This is a genomic window from Bacillus sp. MYb78 (assembly GCF_002975115.1).
Taxonomy (GTDB): Bacteria; Bacillota; Bacilli; order Bacillales; family Bacillaceae_G; genus Bacillus_A; species Bacillus_A cereus.
This window is the reverse complement of record NZ_PCOB01000012.1, coordinates 37,270-62,318: the sequence shown is the minus strand read 5'-3', so window position 1 is coordinate 62,318 and position 25,049 is coordinate 37,270. Positions and strand designations below refer to the sequence as shown.

Below are 25,049 nucleotides of genomic sequence, written 5' to 3'. Positions count from 1 at the left end.
CCCCCTATTATTAAATTAAGAATAGATCTACAAATTCATTTACATTCATATTTTCTAGCTTTTCTTCATTTAAACAAACTTCATGAATTTGTTCTTGTTGCTTACTAGAATAATGACCTGCCATATTTGCAGTGAATTTTTGAACAACTTTTGGAATTGCTTCGTCTCTACGGAAACGGTGACCAAGTGGATATTCACATTCCACATTTTCTGTTACTGTGCCATCTTTAAAGTGAACTTGAACAGCGTTGGCGATTGAGCGCTTGTTCGGGTCAAGGTAATCTAAACTGTACTGTTTGTTTTCAACAACAACCATCTTATTACGTAATTCGTCTACACGTGGATCGTTTGCTACTGCATCTTCATAATCGTCTGCAACGATATCTCCTTTTAATAAACCAATTGCCGTAATGTATTGTAAGCAATGATCACGATCAGCTGGGTTATTTAATGGACCTTCTTTATCAATAATACGAATTGCTGATTCATGAGTTGTAATTGTAATGCGGTCAATTTCATCCAATCTCTCTTTAATTTCCGGATTCAACTTCACTGCACATTCTGCAGCTGTTTGTGCATGGAATTCTGCTGGATATGACACTTTAAATAATACATTTTCCATTACATATGACTCTAGTGGTCTTGCTAATTTTAATTCTTGTTTATTGAATAATACATCTTGGAATCCCCATCCTGGCGCAGATAATGCTGTTGGATAACCCATTTCACCTTTTAGAGCAGTCATTGCAAGATGAACACCGCGGCTCGTTGCGTCACCTGCAGCCCATGATTTACGTGAGCCTGTATTTGGAGCATGACGATATGTACGAAGACTAGAATTATCAATCCACGCATGTGATAATGCATTAAAGATTTCTTCACGTGTTCCGCCAAGCATTTTCGCAACTACTGCAGTTGTTGCTACTTTTACATATAATACATGGTCAAGACCAACTCTGTTTAAGCTGTTTTCTAAAGCCAGCACGCCTTGAATTTCATGTGCTTTAATCATCATTTCTAATACTTCACGTACTTTTAAAGCTTCTTTTCCTTCTGAAATACGAACACGGCTAATATAATCTGCGACCGCTAAAATTCCGCCTAGGTTATCAGATGGATGTCCCCACTCTGCTGCAAGCCAAGTATCGTTATAGTCTAACCAACGGATCATACATCCGATATTAAATGCACCTTTTACTGGATCTAGTACATAAGACGTACCTGGTACACGTGTACCATTTGGCACGACTGTTCCTGGCACAACTGGTCCTAGTAATTTCGTACATTCTGGATATTGTAATGCTAAAATTCCACATCCAAGTGTATCAAGTAATACGTAACGAGCTGTACTGAATGCTTCTGCACTAGTAACCTCTTTATTTAATACATAATCCGTAATCTCTTCTAATAATGCATCTTTTTGCTTAATTTCATTTGTTTTAATCATGCTATCCTTCCCTTTCTGTCGAAAATTCGTTATTATTAATGATGGGTGTCGGTCAAACACCCATCTGGCGGGCGGTGCTAACAACTCCCCAGTTGTTCTTATTTACTAAGTACATGTCGCTCGCCAATATAATTTACACGCGGACGGAACAAACGATTATTTGCATGTTGCTCAATAACGTGCGCACATAATCCCACTGTTCTAGAGCTAAAGAAGATAGGTGTGTAAAGTTGAATTGGAATACCTAGCATCCAATATACTGGAGCTGCATAATAATCAAGATTTGGATAAATTCCTTTTTCTTTTTCCATAATCTTTTCTCCAGCTTCACACATTTCATATAGTGTATAATCACCTTTTACATCACATAACTGTTTTAAAGCTTCCTTCATCATAAGTGCTCTTGGATCCATCTTCTTCATATAAACACGGTGTCCAAAGCCCATAATTTTTTCTTTGTTATATAATTTCTTCTGTAATAACTCTTCAAATTTCTCAACATTACCAGCTTCTAAAAGCATGTACATAACCGCTTCATTTGCACCGCCATGTAAACTTCCTTTTAAAGATGCAACTGCACCTGTTAAAGCACCGTATAAATCTGATTGTGTTGATGCAATAACGCGAGCTGTAAATGTAGAGTTTGGCATTTCATGCTCACTATATAAAACAAGGGAACGATCAAAGATCTTTTCCTCAAGTTCAGTTGGTTTTTTACCAGTTAACATATAGAAGAAATTCGCACTATAAGATAATTCTTTAAGAGGTTCAATTGGCTCCTCATTATTTAAAATATGATAGCTATTCGCTACAATGTTTGGCACTTTACTTAACAGCTTGTACCCTCGGCTTTTATTCACTTCTAACGAGCGGTTTTCGATATCATTATCGTAACCAGCTAACGCTGACACACCTGTACGTAATCCATCCATGGGATGCGTCTCTTTAGGCAATGCCTTTAGTACGTTGAATACACCTTCTGGTACTGCATATTCTTCTTTTAATTTCTTTTCAAGTGTTGCTTTTTCATCTTCATTCGGTAGGTGTTCCTCCAATAAAAGGTGCACAATGTCTAAATACTCTTTTGTTTTTGAGAGTTCGATTAAGTCATACCCTTGAATTACAATTTCACCTTTTACTGTGTCAAGAAACGAGATTTTCGTCTCCGCTGCCACTATACCATCTAATCCCGGGGAAAATTTTTCTTCAGCTTTCATCATTATTTCCTCCAATCCTAATAGATCTTCGTGCACATAACTGTAAGCCTTTACAATATTGTGAAACTACATTTCTATTTCAATGTATCAGAGTTTTTAGAAGATTTCAATTTATTTTATAATGATAAGTTTCCTACACTTTTCTTACTGTAACAATACAATTTTTTGAAAATAATTCTTATATTTTATAAAGAAAGAATAGACTTCTTTGCGTATTTTCAAAAACAAGATATAAAGATTTTTCATATAACACCGCCAAATATACAATTATTCTAATTTTATTTGAGAAATAAAAAAACGAGCTGTACATAAATACAGCTCGTTACTATATGATATTTATTTCACTATCTCTTAAATATAATTTTTATATAAAACTTATTCATTTTTAATAAAGTTATTATTTTACATAATTAAATTGAATTTCTTCCATCTCCTCATGATAACTTACAAATAAATCATAGTTTTGAAAATACCAAAGATCATCAGAATCTACAAAAAATATAATACCTTCCTTCTCAACTGACACTATTTCCCCCTCTGGTTTCTCAGCAACAACCCCTAAAGAATATCCGGGCTGAATTGAACTATCCCCTCCGTACCTTACAGTAAAACGTACAGATTCACCGTGCTTTATACGTAATTCTTCCTGGAACCATTGCAGAGCTTTACGATCAATTGAAATTTTCATCTTTATTCCTCCAGTTTACGCAAACTCTTTTTTTCCTAATCGTTGTTTTACAAAGAAGACGAAAATAATTAAGGCTATTAATGCCGAAATTGCACTCCCTGAAAATAAAATACGATAACCAAACATTTGTGAAACAACTCCAAGTAAAATAGCACCTAACCCGATTCCTAAATCAAACGCTGTAAAAAATGAAGCATTTGCAACTCCTCTTTTACTCGGATCAACAATTGTAAGCATTGCCGCTTGCAAAGCTGGCTGCGCTGATCCAAATCCAATACCGTATAATGTTGCTGCGATAATTACACCTAACAAACCATTTGAAATAGTTAAAACAACTATAGCTAAAATAGTAATACATAATGCTGGGAGTATGATGAATACTTCTCCATACTTATCTAATAGTTTCCCTGAAATTGGTCTTACAATTGTTAATGCAATTGCATATACAAGAAAGAAAGTTCCCGGGTTTACATGAATTGATGATGCAAATAACGGTAAAAAGGTTGTTATTCCTCCATATGCAAACGATAAAAAGAATACTACAATCGTGATTGTTAATACGGATTTCTCAAATAGCTGAATTTTCCCTTTTTCTTTTTGTGGCGTAAATGGCATCTTCGTTATTAGTGATAATACGACTGCCATAAAAGATAACAACGTCGCTAATAAAAACAGACCATGAAATGAATAATTTTGCACAACCCATAATCCAATCATAGGTCCGATCGCCATTGCAATTGTCATCGCCATCCCGTACCAACCCATACCTTCACCGCGGCGTGAATCTGGAATAATATCCGTTATTGCTGTTCCAACAGCTGTTGTAGAAACAGCCCATGTTACTCCGTGAATAACACGTAAAACAGCTAAAAGGACAATAGTCGATGCTATATTATAGGAATACATCGTTAATCCAAAAAAGATGAGTCCGAAAATAATAAAGGATCTTCTACCATATTGATCTAACATTCCTCCAATAATCGGTCGTATTACAACAGCAGCTATTGTAAACATTCCCATCATGAGTCCAACTTGCGATTCATTGCCACCTATCTCTTTAATAAAGAGCGGGAGCGTTGGAACAAGTAAATAAAATCCTGTAAATAAAAATAACATTGCGAAAGTCATTTGAATAAATGATTTCGTCCATAATCGTTCCATAAAAATACCTCCATACACTCGTAAAATATTACGATTAACACCCTCATTGTACATTTTATTGATCTCTTTTCCCTCCGCAAATAGACGTATCTTTTCATATTAAATAGTCCACCATCAGCTTACATTAGTCTTAAGACTTTGTACGCATGTTTTAAACGAAAGTCCTATATATGTACCTTTATACGTGTGAAAAGAATATACTAATTTATTATCACAACTTAGGAGTGATTATTTTATGTGGGTATTATCATCAAGAGTAACTGTCACGGTTCCTTCGATACCCGAAATACATGCCCCCGCCGTTCATACAGCAAGTTCCGATGTCGGCATTGAACTTCCAGCAATTTGGCAACAATACCAATCACCAGGTCAAGCTACCCCTTCATTTTGGCATCATGGTGCCCATCCAAGTAGCACTACCTTTTATCACCCTAGCTACGCTCCACCACCTCAGGCTCAAGTCTTTTATCATTTCCCATCAATTTATTTTCAAAATTTTTATGGCACGTTTAACATTTAATAGCCATCACTGTATTCCCCCTACATTGCAATAAAGATTAACCTCACTCCAGTTTCAACATAAAAAGTCGAATTTCCTAAATAAGAAATTCGACTTTTTAAATTATTCCCCCCCAACTAAAGTAACCATTAAAGAAAGATATTTATTAAAGATTTGAATATAATTTTTACTTATTTAATACTTTATATGATTCATCACAGTTAGTCACTTTGCGGGATAACCAACACATACCATCTTTTGCAAATAGACTTTCCTCTCTTTACGTTAATTCACTCTTTTTCTTCTATCCAGCCCTTAACATTACATTTTCTGTAGCAAAATAAAAAAAGCACTTAAGATTGTAAATTCCTACAAATCTTAAGTGCTCTTTTGAAAACTTTTCTATAAATTTTTCTTATTGTCCATTATTGGCAGGAACCTCTCCTGCATTTCCACCATTATTTGGTTGTACTGTTGCAGGTGGGGTTGGAGTTCCTTGACCTCCATTATTATTCGCTGGAGGTGTCGTTCCTTGGCCTCCTCCGTTATTTGCTGGAGGTGTCGTTCCTTGGCCTCCTCCGTTATTCGCTGGAGGTGTCGTTCCTTGACCATTTCCGTTATTTTGTTCATTTTGTTTCTTTTCTTCTTCTTGTTTCTTTTGCTCTTCTAGTTTCTTTTGTTCTTCTTGCTTCTTAAGTTCCTCTTGTTTCTTTTGCTCTTCTTGTTTTTTCAGTTCTTCTTGTTTCTTTAATTCTTCTTGCTTTTTCTCTTCTTCAGTTTTTTGCTGTTGATCTTGTTTTGGTTGCTCCGTTGTATCCGGTACGCTAGTATTTGGCGATGAATCACGTTTTTCACCTTTTATACGTAGCTCACTACCTTCTTGAATAACGCTACTTGGCATTTTAAAGCGTGATTTATCTGTAGCCATTTCACTCATCATTTCTTTAAAGATCAACTGTGCAATTTTCGTATTTTTACTACTAATATACTCGTCTTTACCATCTTTCATATACCCTGTCCATACTGCCATCGTATATTGCGGTGTATATCCAGCAAACCAACTATCACGAGTTGCACTTTCTGGAATTTTATATTGAGCTAATTGTTTTGATGAGTAGTTTGTCGTACCCGTTTTACCAGCTACATCTAAAGATGCTATATTTGCAGATGTACCAGTACCTGATGTAACTACAGAACGAAGCATATCTGTAATCATATATGCTGTAGAATCTGTCATAACTTGTTTTGGTTTTTGTCCAAAACTTTGTGACTTACCATCTGGATAAACGACTTTCTTAACAAAATGCGGTTTCGTATATTTACCATCATTACCAAATGCCGCATAAGCGCCCGCTATTTCAGTTGGTGATACTTCATTTGTACCAATCGCTGTTGATTCAGTCGGTGCCGTATTAAATGTAATGCCTAATTTCTCAGAGAAGTCTTTTGATTTATTAATTCCAACTTCTTTCGCAGTCTTAATTGCTGGGATATTTCGTGACTTTTCTAATGCTACACGCATTGTAATAGGGCCCATATGACTTCTATCTGAATTTCGTACTTCTTGTCCCGTTGAATACTTAAATGGAGAGTCATCAATTTGATGGTAAGTAGCCCATTTTAAATATTCAATTGCAGGAGCGTAGTCGAAAATCGGCTTCATCGTTGAACCAGCTGCACGATCTAATTCAATTGCCATATTATGCCCTTTAAATACAGCTTTATTTTCTCCACGGCCACTACCTATAGCACGAACTTCTCCTGTTTTCGTATCCATAAATGTAAATGCACCTTGGAATTTATCGTTCGGATAATCAATGATATTATTATTTAAAATATTATCAGCAAGTTTCTGCGCTTTCGGATCTAACGTTGTATAAATTTCTAAACCATCAGAACCAATATTAGCATCTGGCAATTCTTTTTCTACTTCTTTCACAACTGCATCCATAAATGCAGGGTATGGCATTGTTTGTAGTTGAGTTGCAGGCTTGAGTCCCTTTTCTACGTCAACTTTTGATGCTTCTTCCATTTCCTGTTTTGTTATATATCCATGTCGATTCATTAAGTTTAGAACAACATTTCTTCTTTCTGTTGCTTTTTGAACATTTTCTTTTTTCGTTGGATCATAGTTATTCGGTGCTTTCGGTAAACCTGCCAGCATCGCAACTTCTGGTAATGTTAAGTCCTTCAATTCTTTACCATAGTAGTTTTGTGCTGCTGTTGCGATCCCATATGAACGGTTTCCTAAGTTAATTTTATTTAAGTACATCTCTAATATTTCATGTTTTGAATACTGTTGTTCTAGCTTATAAGCTAAATATATTTCTTGCGCCTTACGCTTTGGTGTTTTGTCCATTGATAAGAAGTAGTTTTTAATAACTTGCTGTGTTATCGTACTTCCACCTTGAGAACCGTAATCTCCCTTAAGACTTACTAGAACAGCACGCGCAGTACCTTTAAAATCTACTCCGCTATGCTCATAAAAACGTGAATCTTCTGTTGCTAAAAATGCATTTTCTACTAATTTAGGTATTTGCTCATACGTAACATTCGTCCTTTTTTCTTTTCCATATTCATATACCAAATCCCCGTTTTTATCATAAATTTTTGAGGATAACGGATTAACAAGTTTTGCTTTCTCAAGTTTTGGTGCATCCTTAATCATTACGAAAAAGGTAGCAACCCCCGCTACTAAACCAACAATACCAAGTAATAAACAAGTAATTAAAAACTTGCGAAAGAATGATGTTTTACCTTTTGGTTTTTGTGTTTTAGAAGCTGGTTGTTTTTTCTTTTTAACTTGTCGTCGTTCCTCTCGAGAACGATAATTTTCTGACATGTTACTTTCTCCTGCCTTTCAATTCTCCCGTTGATTTACTTAAAAATATTGAGGTCACTTTCTAAAATGCATTTGATTAAGAAAGTATATTGACCTGGAGCATTCAATATTTTCCCAATTCACAGATTATAAATTTTAGAATACTTCTTATACAAACTATTTTCACTTCTATTTTTCCTAATAACGCTGCCCCTTTAAGCATAGAATGTAAAAAGTGAATTTTTAATACCTCGTATAAATAATATACCTTTTTTTCAAATGGTCAATATTTTCTTATTTATAAATCAAAGGTGAAATAAAAATAGCACAACGATATGTACTTCGTGTGAACTTCCTTATAATTACGTATAACAAACATTTAATATATTGCATATAAGTATAATACCTCTTAAATTATAAGGATTTCAACATCACAACCTCAACATATACAAGAAATTATTAAAAATGAAAAGTGAGGAGTTGCGTAATGATGAAGCTATCTCCCGTGATTTCAAAAAATATAGTTGCTGTTGGCTATAATCCTTTTTCTATGATTTTGCGAATCCAATTAAAGAACGGTATGTACGATTTCTTTAATGTACCAGAAAGTATTTATACTGGCCTATTACATGCACAATCTAAAAGTTATTATCATAAAACTTATATTAAAAATTCTTTCCGCCACACAAAAATTTAAACTTAACACCCACTAAAAAAAGGAGGTTAATCCTCCTTTCTTTTAAAAACATTTCACAGATGAATTATCTTCGATTCCTCTTATTAATTTCATCATATGCTTGAATTTGTTTTTTCAAACGCCGATCAGCTTTTTTATCATGCACTACAAGAATTGCATGTATAACTCCTGGAACCCAAAATATTAATGTTAATATGAAATTTATTATTGCCTGAATTGGTTTTCCACAAAATAGTACAGCAACAGGTGGAAGAAAAATTGCTAATAAATACATCATCCCTTGAAAACTCCTTATTTTGTATTTTATATATCCCTTTTCAAAACATACGTAAAGAAACCTTATGATGTTGTTGTTACATAAATTTTCATTAAGTATATATAACATCTCTTACTTTATATATTCTATCTATAGGCAAAAAAACCTACTACTATTTTAATCTTAACGTACCTATAAAATTCATGTATCTCCTTCTATTTATATAAGTATTTCAACCTTTTCATTGTTTTCTAGCCTATTTTCTTCCTCTATTGCAGTTACTCCAATTGCAGAAATTAACGTTCCTATCGCTTGTATCCAAATACCAATGAGTGCAATTATTCTCTCATCCTTCTTATCAAAAATACTATCTTCATTTTCTCTCTCATCTTTCAATACATTTGAAACACCTTGATACGCTTGTAATCCAGCACCTAAACTTTGCATGGAGTTACCTAATATAATAATTTTCTGTAGTACATTTATATCCATCAAAGCTGCTTCTATTCCTAAAAAAGCACCGATCGATTGTAAACTGTTCCCTGTAATAATAAGATAATCATTTTCTTTCGATTGTTCATTTATATTAAAATATGTTCCTATTACATTTGATATATTCCCTAATGCTAATAGCTCAATTCCTATTTGATCAAGTAATTTACTTTGATTCTCTAAGCCTATATTTTGATTTTCTCTTTTTTCTTCCCCATCATCATAATTGCTCGCAATGATTTGTAATATATACCCGAGGGCTTGTAATGAGCTTCCTACAATAACAAGATCCGATTCAACTTTCTCTTCTCCAATAAATCCTCTTGTCGTTCCAATTGCAGCTGTAAGGTTCCCTCCTACTTGAAACCATGCCCCTGTAACTTTTAAACCGCTTGGATTCATTTTTATCACCTATTTAAATATTTTCTAAACCCTTCAAAATAAAGTGAAACTTTAATCAGTGGGGTTTTCTTCATCCCCCGCCTAAATTCTTTGCTTTCGCTGAATTTTGAGGTGGGGGTCTTACTGATCGGCAAATAGCGGAATAAATAAATTCCACCCTTAATCTTTTATTTTATTTTTCAAATGTAATTTTGTGAATGATATAATGTGCTACTAATATAAAAAGCACCTTAAAGGTGCTTTTTATATGCATGCTGGGCATGTCAATGAATCTCCATTTTTATCTATTGTTATATTCAATATATATTGAGTTGCTTTATGTGACCAAGTTTCAGGTGTAGGTGATTCATTTATATATTGTGGCGCACATGACTTCAGCATTGGAGTACTAATACTCCCTCCAGGATCTAAAGCAACTACAGCCATGCCATGAGGTAATTCCAGTGCCATAGATTTAGTGATACCTTCAATTGCAAATTTCGAGGCACAATATGGCGCAAGCTCAGCTTCACCTTCTCTCCCCCAACTAGAACTCATATTAATGATAATTCCTTCTTTCCTAGCTACCATTGTGGGAACAAACGCTCTTATTACATTTACTACACCATTCACGTTTACATTCATTACATTTTCGAATTCTTGAGCCGTAATTTTCCAAAGTTGTGCATTTTGATTTACAATCGATGCATTATTTACTATCATATCGGGAGCCGTATGTCTATTAAGTATATAATTTGCCCAGTTGTTAACTTGCTGAGAATCTGAAACATCAATTACTTGAAAATCATGTATTTTACTGTACTGTTTTTTTAGTTCTTCAATTTTATCTTTTGAACGTCCACAACCATATATGTTCCACCCTAATTCATCAAATCGGTCAACCATCGCACGTCCTAACCCTTGTGTCACACCTGTAATAATTACAGATTTACCAATTTCTTTTCTCTGCATTTCTCTCATCCTCCTTCCCTATATCTTACTCTCTTCATTTTTATTCAGCCATTTACTATAGTATCAACTCAACTCATACTTTAGTAATGGTTTTGATATTGCATACATAAATAAAAAAAGTAACCATCATGGTTACTTTTTGCTATATATCTAAAAATTCATTGTTTATTTCATTATCGTTTTTACATTTCAACTTCTCTTTTCCACATTTCTCACACTGGTAAATATAAACTACACCTAATGTACTTTTTTAAAATCCTCATTATCCTGCATCTTAATAAAAATATATTTATGTTTACAATGCGATTCACCCAAATAATTTTCAAACCACTTTTTCAACACAACACATTCCACCTTTATGATAGAACCTTTATTTAGCTGCCTTATTACATACTTTTATTTAAATATTCAATCTCATATTGCAATTTTTTAAATTGCTCAAAATGCATGGTAATAGATTGGCTACTACCATAATCAACATTTTGTTTCACTAATATAACACCCGTATCATGAAAAAGCGCTTCAAGTTCTTTCCTAATAGACACTTTCGCAATATGAGCTGTTTTAATTGCAGATAAAATTGCAATTTCATTAAACTTTAATTTTATTTCATTTGGACAAAATGCGTCTTCAACTAATATAACTTCATTACTATAAATTAGTGCAACAAGATTACTTGATTTGGCATCTGTTAAATCAACTTTTTTCATAATATCTTTCATTACATTTTGCCTCCTTTATTTTCGTATATATCAATTATACAAATTTTTTTAAAAAATTACTCAACTTTATTATATTAATTTTAACACACTTTTATTGAAATCCATGCTCCAAACGTTTTACTATTCCACAATTTTTATTATATGAACCATCTGGACTATAACTCCATATAGTAATGTTAACAACTTATTATAAAGCAGGTGAAAATTATGCCATCAGTTGTAGGGAATTTAGTTGTACAAAATAGTAATGGTTCATTTAACTTAGGTGATTTCTACAACGTTTCTCCAAAAGAAAATACGAAAGCTTATAATGGTTCTGGCGCATCAAACGTTGGTTTTGTTGTTAATACTTTTAGCGGTGTTAGCGCGACCAATACATTTGATTCTGACCTTGCAGATCAAAACCAAGTGGGTACAGCCTAATCTTATGTTCAACTTTTTGTATAGAAAATTTTAATTTGTCTATACTATAATCAGGCTGTTTGACAGCTCTTGTTGATTTTGGAGTACCCTATCTTTTTCTCCCTTTCCCTGGGGCTCAGCAGCTAGCACGAAGCTAGCTGCTTTTTCTTGTATTATTTGTCTCATAAATCAGAAATAAAAGAAGCTGTCATTTAATATTCAGCTTCTTTTACGTTATTTCAATAATATCCATAGCGTTAAATACGTAAGTTTTATAAAAGGCGTCTGTACAAATTACAATTTGTTTTACCGGATTGATATGTACAACAGTCATGTAGTTTGTTAGTATGTAACCATCTTCAAAATATGTTACCAATATTTCTTTCTCAGACAGTAATGACGTTAATAATTTATCAGAAATTCTCTCTTTTGCTTCGTTTGTTAAAAGCGGTTTTTGTACTTTTAATTTCTCTCCAATAATCTTTCTCATATTTAAAAGTTGTTCGGATATTACTGTAAACGGAACCCACTCTCTTTCTTCTTTTTGTATCTTTACATCGTTCATTTTTATCTCCTTGATCATTTATACATTTATTTAGCCATACTATCCCTTAGTTATTTTTAATACGCACTAAACTCGGATTTACTTCTAAACTATAATTAGGTTACCTCTCAAAAGAACATTCGTTCTTATTATACACGAACTTACGTTCTTTTGAGAAGAGCCATACTTATTATTTTTTAACAAAAAACATAATTTTATTTATCTCCATACTTTTTCCTTTATCAAATAAACTTCTCATTTCTTATGTAAAATGCATATAACAACTAAAAGGCGACTTCACACAAAGTGAAATCGCCTTTTCTTAAAAAATATTTCAATGTTTATTTTTCTATCCTAACTAATGTTCTTTCTGGAATACATAATTCATCTATATTAAAATGATTTATTTTTAATTTCAATTCCCCTACTCGTTCCTTATCTTCATCACCAACCCAACAACTGAATAATTCGAAATAGTCTCCATCTTCCAAATAACCTTCCATAATCTTGCATAAAGTTAAAAGTTTTTCTTTCGCTTCTTTTTTTCCTTTACGTTTTGCCACTCGACAAGTTCAATTCCCCAACTAGTTGAAACCTCATATATGTAATTTTTTTGGAATTGATACTCTTGTACAATTTCAAGCATACTTTCATCTGCAAAACATGGTCCAAAAACAATTACATCATTAGAATCGGGCTCCGTTAACGGAATTTCTACATTACAGCCTATGTAACTTGCTAAACTCATTTTATACTCCTCCAATATTCGTATAAAAAATACTTCATAGTATATTTATTTACTCAAATATAAAATCCCTGCCTAAACAAAAAAGTTTTAAATTTTTTCGTTTATTAACCATCTATAACTGAACACATATACTATGATGAACGAACTCACAAAGCATAAGAAAAGAGAGCATTTACAACACTCTCTTTTCTTACATACTCTATGAAACTTTACAAAACTGAATCAGTGATTTTTATTATTATATTTCATTACATATACTTAGGTTGTACTATTATATGTAACTCTCTCTCTGTATCCGCTTTTTTCGGATGACGAAAATAATTAAGTTCGTACTTTAACACTTTATACTCAACAATTCCGATTTTAATCCCCTTCGTTTCTTTTAATATAGCTAATAAATCACTTACATTTTCATCATATGACTCAAAAATTTTCGCGCCGCCCTCTCCTTGAAAGATTACTTTCATATATTCTCCCCACCTTAATTTATTGATGTGGTAAATGACGCGTTTAATACGATTCATTATTTATCCTAAAATTTTCACACCAAAAAGAACATCCTTTCCATTCGAATGCTCAGCTTTTTACTAATTATCCATATTAAATATTTATTCAAAAACATTATATGTATTATTTTTTAAATTATGTTCGATATCCATTATTAAAGAATAAATATATGTAACAAACTTGCATAATGAAAATCGTATAATATCCACTTTCGTTGAAATAGTTATAGCACCTTTAACTATCATCCATTATTTTCCATTGTAATTCTTAATATTTAAATGTAATATTGTATTGTCTTACTATCTATTTATAACTCACACACTAATTAGAAAAGGGAACTCTATATGAGTTCCCTTTTCTAATTATGATTACAATCATTATTTCTTTTCTAGAAATTTAAATGTATCTTTAAATTCTTTATTATTCACTTTAATATCAGCATCTTTCAATAAATCATTGACTACTTGTTGTTTCCATTTACCTGTCGTATCTTGTAGTCTTTGTTGTTCTAAATCTTTACGAATTTTTTCCTTTACTTCATCAAATGGCTTCAATTCTTTTTTATCCGTCACTTTAATAATATGGTAACCGTAAGTTGTTTTAACTGGATCACTTACTTGGCCTGCATCTAATTTATACGCAGCTTCCTCAAATTCTTTCACTGTTTGTCCAGGAGCAAAACCAGATATTTCCCCGCCCTGTTCCTTTGAACCAGTATCTTCTGAATACTGTTTTGCTAAGGCAGCAAAATCTTCACCATTATTTACTTTCTCCTTTACTTCTTTAGCTGTCTTTTCATCTTTCACTAAAATGTGACTTACTTTCATTTCTGGTTTATAGTTATCTTTCACATCTTTTTCTGTGACTGTTGCTTTAATCGCTTTCTCAAATGCAATTTCTGGCTTCATTTTTTCTTTTAATTCATCTTCATTTTTCAATCCAAGTTGTTCTAAAGTTGATTTAAAGTTCTCACCCATTTTATCTTTTGCTTCTTCTACTTTCTTTTTTGCTTCCTCATCCGAAACTTTATATTTATCTAACAATGCCTTACTTAACATCATTTGATATAAAGTACTTTCTCCATATTGTTGTCTTAATTCTTTACTTAATTCTTTCTCTGTAACATTTCCTACTTTTGATGTTACTACGTTGTCTGAAGAACCACATGCAGATAATGCTAGCATCACGCATGAAATAATTGTTCCAATAAATATTTTTTTCTTTTTCAATTCAAATACCTCACTTTTATCATTATGCAAATTAACTATACACAGGCATTGTGAAAACAGTGTGTTTTCTGCATGTAATTCATTTCATATGAGTTGACTATGTATCATGCATTTCCATTTTTAAACATAAAGAGTCTTCTTACTATTATGTATAGTAAGAAGACTCTTTACATACACCTCAAAAACAATACGGCTGCTATAGTTACTTAATACTTACATGTTCTTCAGGTATCCAACTATTCTGCCCGATATCTACCGCATTTCCCACTCTACCCCACACTCGAAAAGATGTCGATCCATCTATATTTCCTTTATAATTCATACATTCAGGCTCTTCATAATAATTTACTCTGTAGCCGACAGGATATTTCGAAGTTGCATAAAACCATTTCACCTTAAAATGTTTTAAATATGCCCACTGCTTATCGTTCCCTAAACAAATCATATCTTGCTCACCGCCTCCCCAATAACCTGTTAAGATTAAATATGGAATTTTCTGAGTGAGTGCACCTGTAAATTGAGGATTCATGGGATTCTCATATAAATTTATTCCGTATCCATCAGGATATTTCGAAACTGCAATACCAATGCCATTCGGTTGCTGTTTATACACTATGTTAGATTGATTTGCTTTGTTCGAATCTATAAACCAAGAAAGTGACTTATTTCCTACTAATCGATTCAGATCACATTTCCCAATCCCAGGAACATTCCCTGAATCCGTATATTGCCAAATATCACATGGATATGCTGGCTTATTCCCTCCATAACGAGGGATCCATACGAAATCAGCTTCAATATTACGTGCTCCAAATGATAAATACATGTGATGCCCTACATATAATCCTACTTTTTCTGCACCTAAACGGCGTAATTCATCAATAAATGCCTGTGTCCCGCCTTGCATATCTGCCATCGTTTGAACTTCTACGTCCACCACCCAAAACTTAGCTGATTGATCACCACGATTCCAAAAATCTTGTGCCTCTTTTTTTGCATCAGCAATAGATATAAAACGGCAAAAAGCATAATTACCGAATGGGATACTATACTTTTTCATTTCACTAACATAATTTTGATACATAAAATCCACCGTATTAGAGCCATCTTGAACTCTAGCAATCACTAAATCTAGCTGAGATGCTGCAATATCCCAATTGATAGTTCCATTCCATTTTGAAATATCTACAATATAACCCATACATTCCAGCTCCTTTTTAATGTCTTATTCATAGCTTGTTTTATTGTAAGCCTTAACTCTCTAAAACTAGCTATCTATAATATAAATAAAAAGAATCGTTACTGTTTTAAAAAATATATTCTCTTTCAGAAATATTTCTATTAACTTTAACATATATACCATATAAAACATTCTCATATTTGAAATATACCCTACTATTCATTTGTTATGTAATCTCGTCCTATCAATCCAGGTATCAATCATTTTTACGGATATTAGAAAACATCCCCTACATTATTAAATTAAAACTTCTAATATCAATTCCCTTTCAGCTAATATAAATCATTCCTCATTTTCTATACATTCTTAAGTCAAAATTACTATCTTTCCATGAAATTTGAGATTTAGAAAACTTTTAATTAATTGAATATTATTCCTACTAACCTACAATCGTCCAATCTGCACACTATTGGTGCATAAAAAAGACATTTTCTATTAATGAAAATGTCTTTTTACAGTTTAATAAAACAACTTTGGTGCTAAATCTGTATTTTGTAATTGTGAGTTTTCACTGCTCATAACACAACTTGTGGAAAATAGAATTGGGATACCACAAACCTCATCATTCATTACATCACGAAATACATTGGCAGCAACACCTGTAAACGTTTGACATAAGTTAGAAATATCGTCATTGAAAAACTGAATGACTTCCGCGGCGAAAACCGGAAAGACAACATTCGGTCCGCCAGGGAACTGAGGCTGTACCACAACTTGTTCAAAATAAGGATTATTTTCTAGTGCTACTTGAAATAAATGAGCTATTTCAAATGCATCTAGTGGACAAGGAAATGGATTTACAATTTCATTCTCATTATTCGTTACAATAACTGTCACACTTACATTCCCAAATTGTACAAAAGATTTTAAAAGCGTTGCTAATGCTCTCGCTTTTTCATTACTTAACGCATGCACTAAAATAATATAATTACCACCAACAGGAATAAGCGGCCCAACTGTAACAGTTGGATCAGCACCTATTGAATTTTTTAATTCATTAAAATATGTGATCCACGGTGGCGAAAGCTGAGCTTGTACATTTTCTTCCACTATTTTATACTACCTCCTTATACAATTCTTACTAACATAATATGTAGAAAATAAAAAAATGCATTAGTTATATTAACCATTTGCGTATTTATTGATTATATTAATTAAACGTTTTATTTCGCATTCTCAATTTCCCCTTTACATCTTTAAGCAATTTTACTACTATGAAATTCTTTATTATAAGCAAATCCACTGAAGTTTCATATTATACTAATACGACTCTACATCCTTTAACTTATAATACTCAATATTAGGAGCTGATTTCATGGAAAAAAAACCTATCGTGTTCAAAATCCCACCAAATTCAAAACTAAAAGTTACATTTTTCGGTCCTTGTAACGAAGTAATTACAAATGTGTCTATAATTAATCAACTATGCACCCCTAGATGTCAAACTATCACGCAATATCCAGACTTTAAGAAATATGTGACTGAAGTACGATCGCTATCCCGTTGTTAGTCCGCATAATGTACGATTTTCACAAATTTGTTACCTAAAATAACTGAGAAAGAAAATAGATGCATTCCTAAACTAAAATTACACATTTTATGATATTCCATTGATAATTCATTGATTTTTTACACGTTTTTATTAAAAGAACATATATTATCGTATGGAGATTATCCACTCATAAAACCTATCTTTCTTTAGAGCGTACTTTTTATGTATGCTCTTTTTTCATGTAACCGTCCCCCTTCTAAATTGACCAACAATATATTAAAATTTTTTATATACACAAGGAGGTCAAATATGTTCAAGCTGCATCCAATACTACTCATCTTAGGATTGATTTTGTTTTTATATAGTGTACTCGCCTTTATGTTATTCTTTTCAGTGTATTAGCATTGCCTACACAAATCTATGTTCAATATGTAATTTCTATATAGTAAAAAAAACGTAATGATACGATTTTTTATGTATTCCGTCTTTCTTGTTCTATAAGAAAACTAGTAAACTTACTAACAATGAGTTTTCAGAAGCATGTTACTTATTTACATATTATTTTGTTCAATACCTGAAGAAGGTTGAAGCCTCTGAAAATTAAACTATACTTTACCTATTTACTTATATATTTTAGAAAAACAATAATAATCCCCCACCATTTGGTAAGGGGATTAACTAAACCTACTAAAAAATATTTAATGATCTGTTTTATTTAATTGGAGAAGGAAATCTTGCTGCTTCAAAATGTGCACCATCTTCTAAAGGACTTAAAACTCCATCTATACTACTTTGTGCATAAATCTCAACTTCATCCCCTGCATTCAATTGAACAATCGTCGAAACACTTACTACATTTCCAAAACTTATTGGACCAAAAAAGTCATTATCTATAGCTATCGCTGCGTTTCCATTCACACGAATTTCTACACGCGCTCTATAATTTAAAGTTGGATCATTTGGAAAGAAACCAATCGTTCCAATAACAGAATATACTCCTTTAGTCTTCGGCATAAAAATAGATGTTGCTGGATTATACTCATTCGCTAAATCAAATTGTTCATTTTGAAATAACACTTTCACAAAAGTATTAGCAGGAACATTTTGATTTACTGTATTTCTAGCTCTAAATGCGGATGCTCTAACAAGATTGTCCTTGTTATCATGGCACTTACTAGTGTTCTTACAACAATCATGATGCTTCTTTTTATACTCCTTACAATACTTACAGTAGTAATAACAAGACATACTAATTCCCCTTTCAAACTTATTACTACATATTATATAAGATTGATTTATAAGGTTTGGACTAGCTATTTTTATTATTCATAAGGGCGCTATTAACCTGCACCCTTATTTATATACACCACTTCATTCCTTATTAGTTATAAGTTGTATACAGTTCCATATGGAATAGTAAGAAAAGAACTTCCGTACGGTGTAACATGATGTACTGGGTAAAAATACTCTATGGAAGAATAATACGGTTGTACACCTTGCTGCTGCATTTGCAATTGTTGTTGCATTTGCAATGCTTGTTGAATAGCTTGGACTGTACTTTGTGCTCCACTATACGTTATAGATGTACCATACGCTGGTCGCATACCAGTTTCAGAATTAAAATATGAATAAAACATGATTTTCAGCTCCCTTCCCGTATAAGTTATTACAAATTATATTATGATTCTTTATTTCAGTGGGTACTATAAAGCTAGTCCGCTCGCTTATATTCAAATGACAAAATAAAAAAGTAGCTGCTAGACTACTTTGACTCCTTCTTATTACCAAATGAAATGATATACATATTCTCCTGTTACACGCTCATTAATTCCCGCAACCCTAACGAACCTAAGTAAATCCGCTCCTTGAAGGAAATATACCGAAATCGTAACCGGTACTTGTGACCACATGAATTGATAAAGCTCATTCACTCTCTGATTCGTCGTAACGATTAAATCATTTACAGGTCCATGATTCCATGCAGAGGTTTGAACTGAAGTGAAAGAAAGGTCTTTCCCATTAACCACTATTCTTGATACGCTTTGAGTTATGTCCACAATAATCCCCTCCAACATTACAAAAATTGGACCTTTTTTAGTTCATATTATTATAAATATTCTTGACTGTAATAAATGTTTAAGGCAAATCCCTAATAAAGTGAAACTTTAATCAGCCCTCACCAATCGGGCTTTTACGGGCAGCCCGACTCCACCTAACTTCTTTGCTTCCGCTGAATTTTGAGGTGAGGATCTTACTGCCCGTTAATGCGGGATAAATTTTTTTATTCATATCCCTTAATTCCCATTACAACCATATAATTTCTAACCTTATTCAATTTTTGTAATTAAAATAAAAAATAGCTAATTCACTACTTAAAAAGTAAAAAAAGCATCAGATTGACTAGTAAGTAGATGGTTAAATGAATGTAAAATGTTTTTAAATTATCTACTCTTTTTTTAGTTTGGAAGTAACTCTCATCTCGTCCCATCTTTATACACCACTTTCTTAATCACACTGAACGCAATATTCAATTGATGAGTTTGTCATTTCGTTACCTCCAATTAACGCCTTTGTTCAATGTAGTAATTTTCTTGTATAATAAAAGTTAATTAATCTAGAAGGGACTGAATTATGCGCAGATATCAATATTTTTAATCTACCTATCATTACAACATAACGGAGGTAAAAGTATTGATTACAGAACTACACTCACAGAGATTATATTTAAGGAAAATGAAAGCATCTGATTCACTAAGTATGTTTAAAATATGGTCTGATCCTGATGTCACTAAATTCATGAATATAAGTAATTTCACTGATGAGAACGAGGCAAAAGATATGATTCAATTCCTTAACGAACTCGCTCAAAACAATAAAGCTATACGTTTTACTATTATTGAAAAAGAATCTAATCACATTATCGGTTCATGTGGCTATAATTCCTTAGATTTTGAAAACTCAAAGACTGAGATTGGCTATGATATTTCAAAAACATTTTGGGGTAAAGGATATGCACCTGAAGCAATATCCTCTTTATTAGATTATGCTTTTACACATCTAAAACTAAATCGTGTTGAAGCAAAAGTTGAACCTGCAAATGTAAATTCCATAAAAGTATTAGAAAAATTAAACTTTACTTTTGTAAGGTACTCTGAGAAAGAGCGAAAAATCAGCTGGAAAGCTTATCGATTTAAATATCTATTCGAAATTAATAAGCGATTAATTTTAGTCCCTCTGCCCATACTCAATCAAAGTGTGGGCTTCTTTAATTTCTGTATAAAATTCAAAAGTTTGACACAATCCTGGAAAAAGCTTATAAAGAAAAGTGAGGTTTCGTTATTTTCACACTTAGTAGCGCAGTCATGTTACATACAATTTTATAAGTGTGAACGAACTACAAAACTAAAAAACAAATAATAAGTTTGCAACATGTTTGCAAATACGAATTTTGCATATAAATTCGTGTGATATTGAAAGGAGTTTTACTTATGAAAGAAATTAAAACAGAACAAGAATTCAAAGACATCATCGCAAGCGAGGAGCCTGTAGTTGTTAAGTTCTTTACTACATGGTGCCCAGATTGCGTACGTATGGACAACTTTATCGGAGATGTAATGGAAGAGTTCAATAAATTTGAATGGTATTCTATTAATAAAGATGAGTTTCCAAGTATCGCTGAAGAATATCAAGTAATGGGTATTCCAAGTTTACTTGTATACCAAAATGGTGAGAAGTTAGGCCACTTACATAGTGCTAACGCAAAAACTGAAGAGCAAGTTACTGAGTTTTTAGAAGCATACTAAAATAAAAGCCCTCTGGAAAATATTTTTCAGAGGGCTTTCATCTATTTTCATACTTATCTTTTGACGTTTTTCATCGTTTAATGAATTACACCTTGTCATTATAAGAATAATACATAGTAAGAAAAGTATTCGTTTCTTCATCCATCTACCCTCCTATCTCTTTAGTAAATAAACTCCAATTCGGTTTACACCCTGACTTTGTACTTTTCAACATATTTTTCCTTCACGAAACTTTGTTATCCCCTTCTTAAAAAGCTATAAAACGTCAACAATGTTTGTATAGACCCACACGACTTTCGTTTGATACTCTATTTATAGAAAGAATTCCTTTAAAGAAAGGTGAGTGATTACAATGGATACTCTTTCTCATAAAGAAGCTGATAAAGGTGCTATTGTCAGCATTATGGCCTACATATTTTTATCCTCTATGAAAATCATCATCAGTTATATTACCCTCTCTAGTGCATTACGTGCTGACGGTTTAAATAACTTAACGGATATCGGTGCTTCTTTAGCAATATTAATTGGTCTAAAAATATCTCGTAAACCTCGTGACCCAGATCATCCGTATGGGCATTCGCGGGCCGAACAAATCGCATCACTTGTTGCGTCCTTCATTATGGCAACAGTCGGATTAGAAGTTGTTATTAGTGCCATTCAATCTTTCTTAAATCCGAAACAAGCAGCACCTAATGTACTCGCTGCATGGGTTGCTCTATTTTCTGCTGTCGTTATGTACTGCGTGTATTTGTATACGAAAAAAATTGCAGCACGAACAAAAAGTAAATCATTAGAAGCCGCTGCAAAGGATAATTTATCAGATGCACTCGTAAGTATTGGTACTGTAGTAGGTATTGTCGGTTCTCAGTTCCAAATGCCTATTTTAGACCCTATTGCCGCTTTAATTGTTGGTCTTATTATTTGTAAAACTGCATGGGAGATTTTCGTAGAATCTTCTCATATGCTAACAGATGGAATTGATCCTGATAAAATGGAGGAATACGCTGATGCTATTGAACATATTGGCGGTGTGGAAAACATTGTAGATATTCGAGCACGTATGTACGGGAATCAAACGTACGTTGATATTACAATTGAGGTAGATGCTCGTATGGATGTTGGAGAAAGTCACTGTATTACTGACAATATCGAGGCTATGCTTCGCAAAAAGTTCGGAATTTACCATGCACACATTCATGTTGAGCCAATGAAAAAAGAACCTATTATGACATAGGTTCTTTTTTTATGAACGTTTTATGAAATATAACACATAAAACGAGCCAGCTACCGCCAGCTGCCCATCCTGCTAATACGTCAGATGGATAGTGCACGCCAAGATATATTCGGCTAACTGAAATAGATAATACAACAAAGCTTGCTATAAGAATAATTAATAATTTTTTATGCAATGAAATACGATCTTCAGTAATTGTGACGTATGCAATAAATCCTAAAAAAGCAGTAGCATTCATCGTATGACCGCTCGGAAAACTATATCCAGTTGCAGTAACAAGCTGCGTGACATCAGGTCTTGCTCGTTCGTACCATAGTTTAAGCATACTGTTTAAATAACGAGATCCGTAGTAATTAATTGTTAGAAGTAACGCACTAAGCAACTTTTTTCTAACGAGAAAATACATTACAAGAATAATGAGTAATGGAAAATATATTCTTTTGGAACCGATAAAAGACACCCAAGTAAAATAGGTCGTCAAATAATCGTTTCGAAAGCTTTGAATAAAATGTGCGACTATATTGTCAAAATTCTCAATACAAGCGGTATGATACGAAAGTGATAATACGACAAAACAAATGAGTAACGTAAAACTTAGCAAGTATAAATGTCGATATCGTTTCACATACATAACCTCACTATGCAAAAAAATGGAGCGGTTGTTTTAGTTTTCCTCTCCATTTCTTTTTTATGCATAGTTTATTAAAAAATATAATTATTAATTTTTTGCTTCATTTCAGGGATATCTTCTCTTGTTACGGTAAAACGAATCACCTTCTCATCAAGATCAAGCGCCTCAGCGAATAATCCAGCTAAACCACGGGATTTTCTATCTACTTCCATAATAATTTCTAGTCGGTCGTATGCACGTGGCAAGATTAATAATTCTAATTCATCTAATTTCCCATAATGCTCTCCAGAAACCGGAATAAACTCAAATTCTTGTGCGAATGGAACTTGCTTACGTAATCGATGCGGTAATTCTTCACATTCTATATGACGTGCTTTAAACCCTAATTCATTTACACTATTTAAAACACTACTTAATAATGCATTGGGTAACACTTGAACGTAGTCGCGGTCACTTGGGTCTATACTACGTTTAATATCAAGACCTGTATGAATCCAAACCGTTTTCATACCAAGTGTAAGTGGTGCTTCAATTGGCATTGGAAAAGAAAATGGAATTTCAACTTTTTCATTCGGTTCTACAGAAAAAGGTTCTGTTAAGCGTACTCGCTCTAAATCATATGTTGCTGTTACCTTTTTATCATCCACTTCTCGTACATACGACGTCGATAATGTTAAGTAAATGCTTTCAATTTGTTGGCTAACTGAACCTCCAGTTATATGAACCTTTCCAACTATTTCTTCCCCAACAATATACTCATCTTTTTCAAGAACAGTATCTACCTTTGCACTTCCAATACCAACGCTTGCTAAAAACTTTTGAAACATGGAGTCTCCATCCTCTCTAAAGCAGAAGCTACATCTTGTTTTAAATCTTGTACATTCTCATAGTACGGCGTTTTTATTTGTAACATTCGCATAAGCATTTCGCGATTATAATTTTCCAAAGTTAATTCTTCGTACCATGGTTTTTCCTTTTTTTCATTAGATTCATATCCTGCATATAATAAAAATAATGAGAAATGACCGAGCGCATAAAAGTCACTACGAAAGTGAACTTCTCGCATCAAAGCTTGTTCACCTTCGTAAGTTGTAGCTCGCTCATCATCCTCACCTTTCCATTTAGCCAATCCAAAATCAATAATACTAATTTGATTTTCTTTCATTAGTATGTTTGGAATGCGTAAATCTCGATGAATAATGCCTTCACTATGAAACACCGATACAATTTCTAATATTTTATATAAAATCTCAAAAACTTCACGTTCTGTATATACATACCCATCTATGAAAATATAATCTTCAAAATTTTTACCAGGCATGTACTCCATTACAAAGAAGCTCTTTTTCTCCCATATGAAATGATCATATAGACTAGGAATTGCATGATGATTCAATGTTTGTAAAATCATTTTCTCTTGTTCAAATGATTTTCTACCAGACTCATATCTTTGTTTACTTTGTCTTAATTGTTTTAAGACTTTATATCTATTTATTTGTAAATCATTAACGACATATGTAACCCCATAACTGCCCATTCCAATTACTGATTCAATTTTATAACGTTCTGCAACAATTGTATTTTTTCGCAGTGGTCTATCAAATAAAGCTAGTACACGACGCCATTTCATCAGCTACTTGAAAAGAAGCTACGGCTTTTACGTTTTCTTTTATAATGTTGATGTCCATAACCAGATGAACGTCGTTTATAATCGCTACTTGAATACGAGCGCCCTCTACGACGATAATCACTACTTGAATACGAACGATATTTTTTCTTTCCTAATAAAGAATCAATAATTTTTTTGAACATTCCTTCACCTCTTGAGTAAAATTTCCTTTTCATTATACCAATAATTATTGACTA

Annotated in this window: 29 protein-coding genes and 3 pseudogenes; 7 read left to right on the top strand and 25 right to left on the bottom strand. The window is 32.8% G+C overall.

Annotation, left to right across the window (positions count from 1 at the left end):
• Positions 1–10: 10 nt before the first annotated feature.
• The 4 genes from prpD to CQ064_RS21030 all read right to left on the bottom strand — a co-directional run bounded on the left by prpD (position 11) and on the right by CQ064_RS21030 (position 4,513).
• Positions 11–1,447, bottom strand: coding sequence for a 2-methylcitrate dehydratase (prpD, locus tag CQ064_RS21045; protein ID WP_000598140.1), 1,437 nt, complete (start codon positions 1,445–1,447; stop codon positions 11–13).
• 98 nt (positions 1,448–1,545) lie between these two features.
• Positions 1,546–2,667, bottom strand: a complete 1,122-nt coding sequence (gene mmgD / locus CQ064_RS21040) for a citrate synthase (protein WP_001987369.1) — start codon at positions 2,665–2,667, stop codon at positions 1,546–1,548.
• A 394-nt stretch (positions 2,668–3,061) separates the two neighbouring features.
• Positions 3,062–3,352 (bottom strand): HesB/YadR/YfhF family protein, encoded by a 291-nt coding sequence (locus CQ064_RS21035; RefSeq protein WP_000703228.1) that lies wholly within the window; start codon positions 3,350–3,352, stop codon positions 3,062–3,064.
• Positions 3,353–3,367: 15 nt separating this feature from the next.
• A complete protein-coding gene (locus CQ064_RS21030; protein WP_014482022.1) occupies positions 3,368–4,513 on the bottom strand; it encodes an MFS transporter in 1,146 nt (381 codons plus the stop codon).
• A 235-nt stretch (positions 4,514–4,748) separates the two neighbouring features.
• On the opposite strand from CQ064_RS21030, the gene CQ064_RS21025 reads away from it, so the two are divergent.
• Positions 4,749–5,033 (top strand): hypothetical protein, encoded by a 285-nt coding sequence (locus tag CQ064_RS21025; RefSeq protein ID WP_000270103.1) that lies wholly within the window; start codon positions 4,749–4,751, stop codon positions 5,031–5,033.
• Between the two features lie 394 nt (positions 5,034–5,427).
• Here the strand turns inward: CQ064_RS21025 and CQ064_RS21020 are convergent, their stop codons facing one another.
• A complete protein-coding gene (locus CQ064_RS21020; protein ID WP_024927965.1) occupies positions 5,428–7,854 on the bottom strand; it encodes a transglycosylase domain-containing protein in 2,427 nt (808 codons plus the stop codon).
• 466 nt (positions 7,855–8,320) lie between these two features.
• On the opposite strand from CQ064_RS21020, the gene CQ064_RS21015 reads away from it, so the two are divergent.
• Positions 8,321–8,530 carry a KTSC domain-containing protein gene (locus CQ064_RS21015; protein WP_000977080.1) on the top strand — a complete coding sequence of 70 codons (210 nt, stop codon included), beginning with the start codon at positions 8,321–8,323 and terminating at the stop codon, positions 8,528–8,530.
• Between the two features lie 64 nt (positions 8,531–8,594).
• On the opposite strand, the gene CQ064_RS21010 is transcribed toward CQ064_RS21015, so the two are convergent.
• The 5 genes and pseudogenes from CQ064_RS21010 to CQ064_RS20990 form a co-directional block, all read right to left on the bottom strand.
• Positions 8,595–8,807, bottom strand: coding sequence for a YqaE/Pmp3 family membrane protein (locus CQ064_RS21010; RefSeq protein WP_000990219.1), 213 nt, complete (start codon positions 8,805–8,807; stop codon positions 8,595–8,597).
• A 198-nt stretch (positions 8,808–9,005) separates the two neighbouring features.
• Positions 9,006–9,680 (bottom strand): DUF6944 family repetitive protein, encoded by a 675-nt coding sequence (locus tag CQ064_RS21005; protein WP_001069868.1) that lies wholly within the window; start codon positions 9,678–9,680, stop codon positions 9,006–9,008.
• Between the two features lie 243 nt (positions 9,681–9,923).
• The gene (locus tag CQ064_RS21000; protein WP_001189039.1) at positions 9,924–10,631 is read right to left on the bottom strand and encodes an SDR family oxidoreductase; all 708 of its coding nucleotides are present in this window, start codon (positions 10,629–10,631) and stop codon (positions 9,924–9,926) included.
• A 142-nt stretch (positions 10,632–10,773) separates the two neighbouring features.
• Positions 10,774–10,973: pseudogene (locus CQ064_RS20995) on the bottom strand (hypothetical protein).
• A 44-nt stretch (positions 10,974–11,017) separates the two neighbouring features.
• The gene (locus CQ064_RS20990) at positions 11,018–11,353 is read right to left on the bottom strand and encodes a hypothetical protein (RefSeq protein ID WP_000651909.1); all 336 of its coding nucleotides are present in this window, start codon (positions 11,351–11,353) and stop codon (positions 11,018–11,020) included.
• Positions 11,354–11,560: 207 nt separating this feature from the next.
• Between CQ064_RS20990 and gerPF the strand changes: the two genes are divergently transcribed.
• Positions 11,561–11,776 carry a spore germination protein GerPF gene (gene gerPF, locus CQ064_RS20985; protein WP_001141569.1) on the top strand — a complete coding sequence of 72 codons (216 nt, stop codon included), beginning with the start codon at positions 11,561–11,563 and terminating at the stop codon, positions 11,774–11,776.
• Between the two features lie 208 nt (positions 11,777–11,984).
• On the opposite strand, the gene CQ064_RS20980 is transcribed toward gerPF, so the two are convergent.
• The 7 genes from CQ064_RS20980 to CQ064_RS20955 form a co-directional block, all read right to left on the bottom strand.
• Complete coding sequence (locus CQ064_RS20980) at positions 11,985–12,320, bottom strand: YolD-like family protein (RefSeq protein ID WP_002093988.1); 336 nt, start codon at positions 12,318–12,320, stop codon at positions 11,985–11,987.
• Positions 12,321–12,640: 320 nt separating this feature from the next.
• Positions 12,641–12,862: a hypothetical protein gene (locus CQ064_RS34120; protein WP_002093987.1), complete on the bottom strand. Its 222-nt coding sequence runs from the start codon at positions 12,860–12,862 to the stop codon at positions 12,641–12,643.
• Positions 12,817–13,047, bottom strand: a complete 231-nt coding sequence (locus CQ064_RS34115; protein ID WP_000050521.1) for a KH domain-containing protein — start codon at positions 13,045–13,047, stop codon at positions 12,817–12,819. The genes CQ064_RS34120 and CQ064_RS34115 overlap by 46 nt, the downstream gene beginning before the upstream one ends.
• Before the next feature lie 248 nt (positions 13,048–13,295).
• Positions 13,296–13,514, bottom strand: a complete 219-nt coding sequence (locus tag CQ064_RS20970; protein WP_000864277.1) for a hypothetical protein — start codon at positions 13,512–13,514, stop codon at positions 13,296–13,298.
• A gap of 417 nt (positions 13,515–13,931) precedes the next feature.
• Positions 13,932–14,783 (bottom strand): peptidylprolyl isomerase PrsA, encoded by an 852-nt coding sequence (locus CQ064_RS20965; RefSeq protein ID WP_000727352.1) that lies wholly within the window; start codon positions 14,781–14,783, stop codon positions 13,932–13,934.
• A gap of 202 nt (positions 14,784–14,985) precedes the next feature.
• On the bottom strand, positions 14,986–15,984 hold the full coding sequence (locus CQ064_RS20960; protein ID WP_000540672.1) for a glycoside hydrolase family 25 protein: 999 nt from the start codon (positions 15,982–15,984) through the stop codon (positions 14,986–14,988).
• A gap of 498 nt (positions 15,985–16,482) precedes the next feature.
• Positions 16,483–17,073 carry a hypothetical protein gene (locus tag CQ064_RS20955; RefSeq protein ID WP_000392281.1) on the bottom strand — a complete coding sequence of 197 codons (591 nt, stop codon included), beginning with the start codon at positions 17,071–17,073 and terminating at the stop codon, positions 16,483–16,485.
• A 265-nt stretch (positions 17,074–17,338) separates the two neighbouring features.
• Between CQ064_RS20955 and CQ064_RS20950 the strand changes: the two genes are divergently transcribed.
• Entirely contained in the window at positions 17,339–17,533 is a 195-nt protein-coding gene (locus CQ064_RS20950) for a hypothetical protein (RefSeq protein WP_000412560.1), read from the top strand.
• Positions 17,534–18,226: 693 nt separating this feature from the next.
• On the opposite strand, the gene CQ064_RS20940 is transcribed toward CQ064_RS20950, so the two are convergent.
• From CQ064_RS20940 to CQ064_RS20925, 4 genes and pseudogenes are all read right to left on the bottom strand, one after another.
• On the bottom strand, positions 18,227–18,763 hold the full coding sequence (locus CQ064_RS20940) for a C1q-like domain-containing protein (RefSeq protein ID WP_001278089.1): 537 nt from the start codon (positions 18,761–18,763) through the stop codon (positions 18,227–18,229).
• Positions 18,764–18,900: 137 nt separating this feature from the next.
• Positions 18,901–19,152 (bottom strand): DUF3947 family protein, encoded by a 252-nt coding sequence (locus tag CQ064_RS20935; protein WP_000500094.1) that lies wholly within the window; start codon positions 19,150–19,152, stop codon positions 18,901–18,903.
• A gap of 144 nt (positions 19,153–19,296) precedes the next feature.
• Positions 19,297–19,572, bottom strand: a complete 276-nt coding sequence (locus CQ064_RS20930) for a hypothetical protein (protein ID WP_000355695.1) — start codon at positions 19,570–19,572, stop codon at positions 19,297–19,299.
• Between the two features lie 320 nt (positions 19,573–19,892).
• Positions 19,893–20,003, bottom strand: a pseudogene (locus CQ064_RS20925) (2TM domain-containing protein); the annotation flags it as partial.
• A 203-nt stretch (positions 20,004–20,206) separates the two neighbouring features.
• Between CQ064_RS20925 and CQ064_RS20920 the strand changes: the two are divergent.
• The 3 genes and pseudogenes from CQ064_RS20920 (at position 20,207) to CQ064_RS20910 (ending at position 22,552) form a co-directional block, all read left to right on the top strand.
• Positions 20,207–20,738 (top strand): annotated as a pseudogene (locus CQ064_RS20920) (GNAT family N-acetyltransferase).
• Between the two features lie 265 nt (positions 20,739–21,003).
• Positions 21,004–21,318, top strand: a complete 315-nt coding sequence (locus CQ064_RS20915; RefSeq protein ID WP_000658787.1) for a thioredoxin family protein — start codon at positions 21,004–21,006, stop codon at positions 21,316–21,318.
• Between the two features lie 352 nt (positions 21,319–21,670).
• On the top strand, positions 21,671–22,552 hold the full coding sequence (locus CQ064_RS20910; RefSeq protein ID WP_000380385.1) for a cation diffusion facilitator family transporter: 882 nt from the start codon (positions 21,671–21,673) through the stop codon (positions 22,550–22,552).
• Here CQ064_RS20910 and CQ064_RS20905 read toward each other — a convergent pair.
• The 4 genes from CQ064_RS20905 to CQ064_RS20890 all read right to left on the bottom strand — a co-directional run bounded on the left by CQ064_RS20905 (position 22,542) and on the right by CQ064_RS20890 (position 24,995).
• On the bottom strand, positions 22,542–23,177 hold the full coding sequence (locus tag CQ064_RS20905; RefSeq protein ID WP_000833369.1) for a phosphatase PAP2 family protein: 636 nt from the start codon (positions 23,175–23,177) through the stop codon (positions 22,542–22,544). The genes CQ064_RS20910 and CQ064_RS20905 overlap by 11 nt on opposite strands.
• 77 nt (positions 23,178–23,254) lie before the next feature.
• Complete coding sequence (locus tag CQ064_RS20900) at positions 23,255–24,010, bottom strand: sporulation protein (RefSeq protein WP_000486630.1); 756 nt, start codon at positions 24,008–24,010, stop codon at positions 23,255–23,257.
• Positions 23,992–24,813 (bottom strand): serine/threonine protein kinase, encoded by an 822-nt coding sequence (locus CQ064_RS20895; protein WP_000872060.1) that lies wholly within the window; start codon positions 24,811–24,813, stop codon positions 23,992–23,994. Before CQ064_RS20895 ends, CQ064_RS20900 begins: the two co-directional genes overlap by 19 nt.
• Positions 24,813–24,995 carry a hypothetical protein gene (locus CQ064_RS20890; RefSeq protein ID WP_000473371.1) on the bottom strand — a complete coding sequence of 61 codons (183 nt, stop codon included), beginning with the start codon at positions 24,993–24,995 and terminating at the stop codon, positions 24,813–24,815. Before CQ064_RS20890 ends, CQ064_RS20895 begins: the two co-directional genes overlap by 1 nt.
• Between the last annotated feature and the right edge of the window lie 54 nt (positions 24,996–25,049).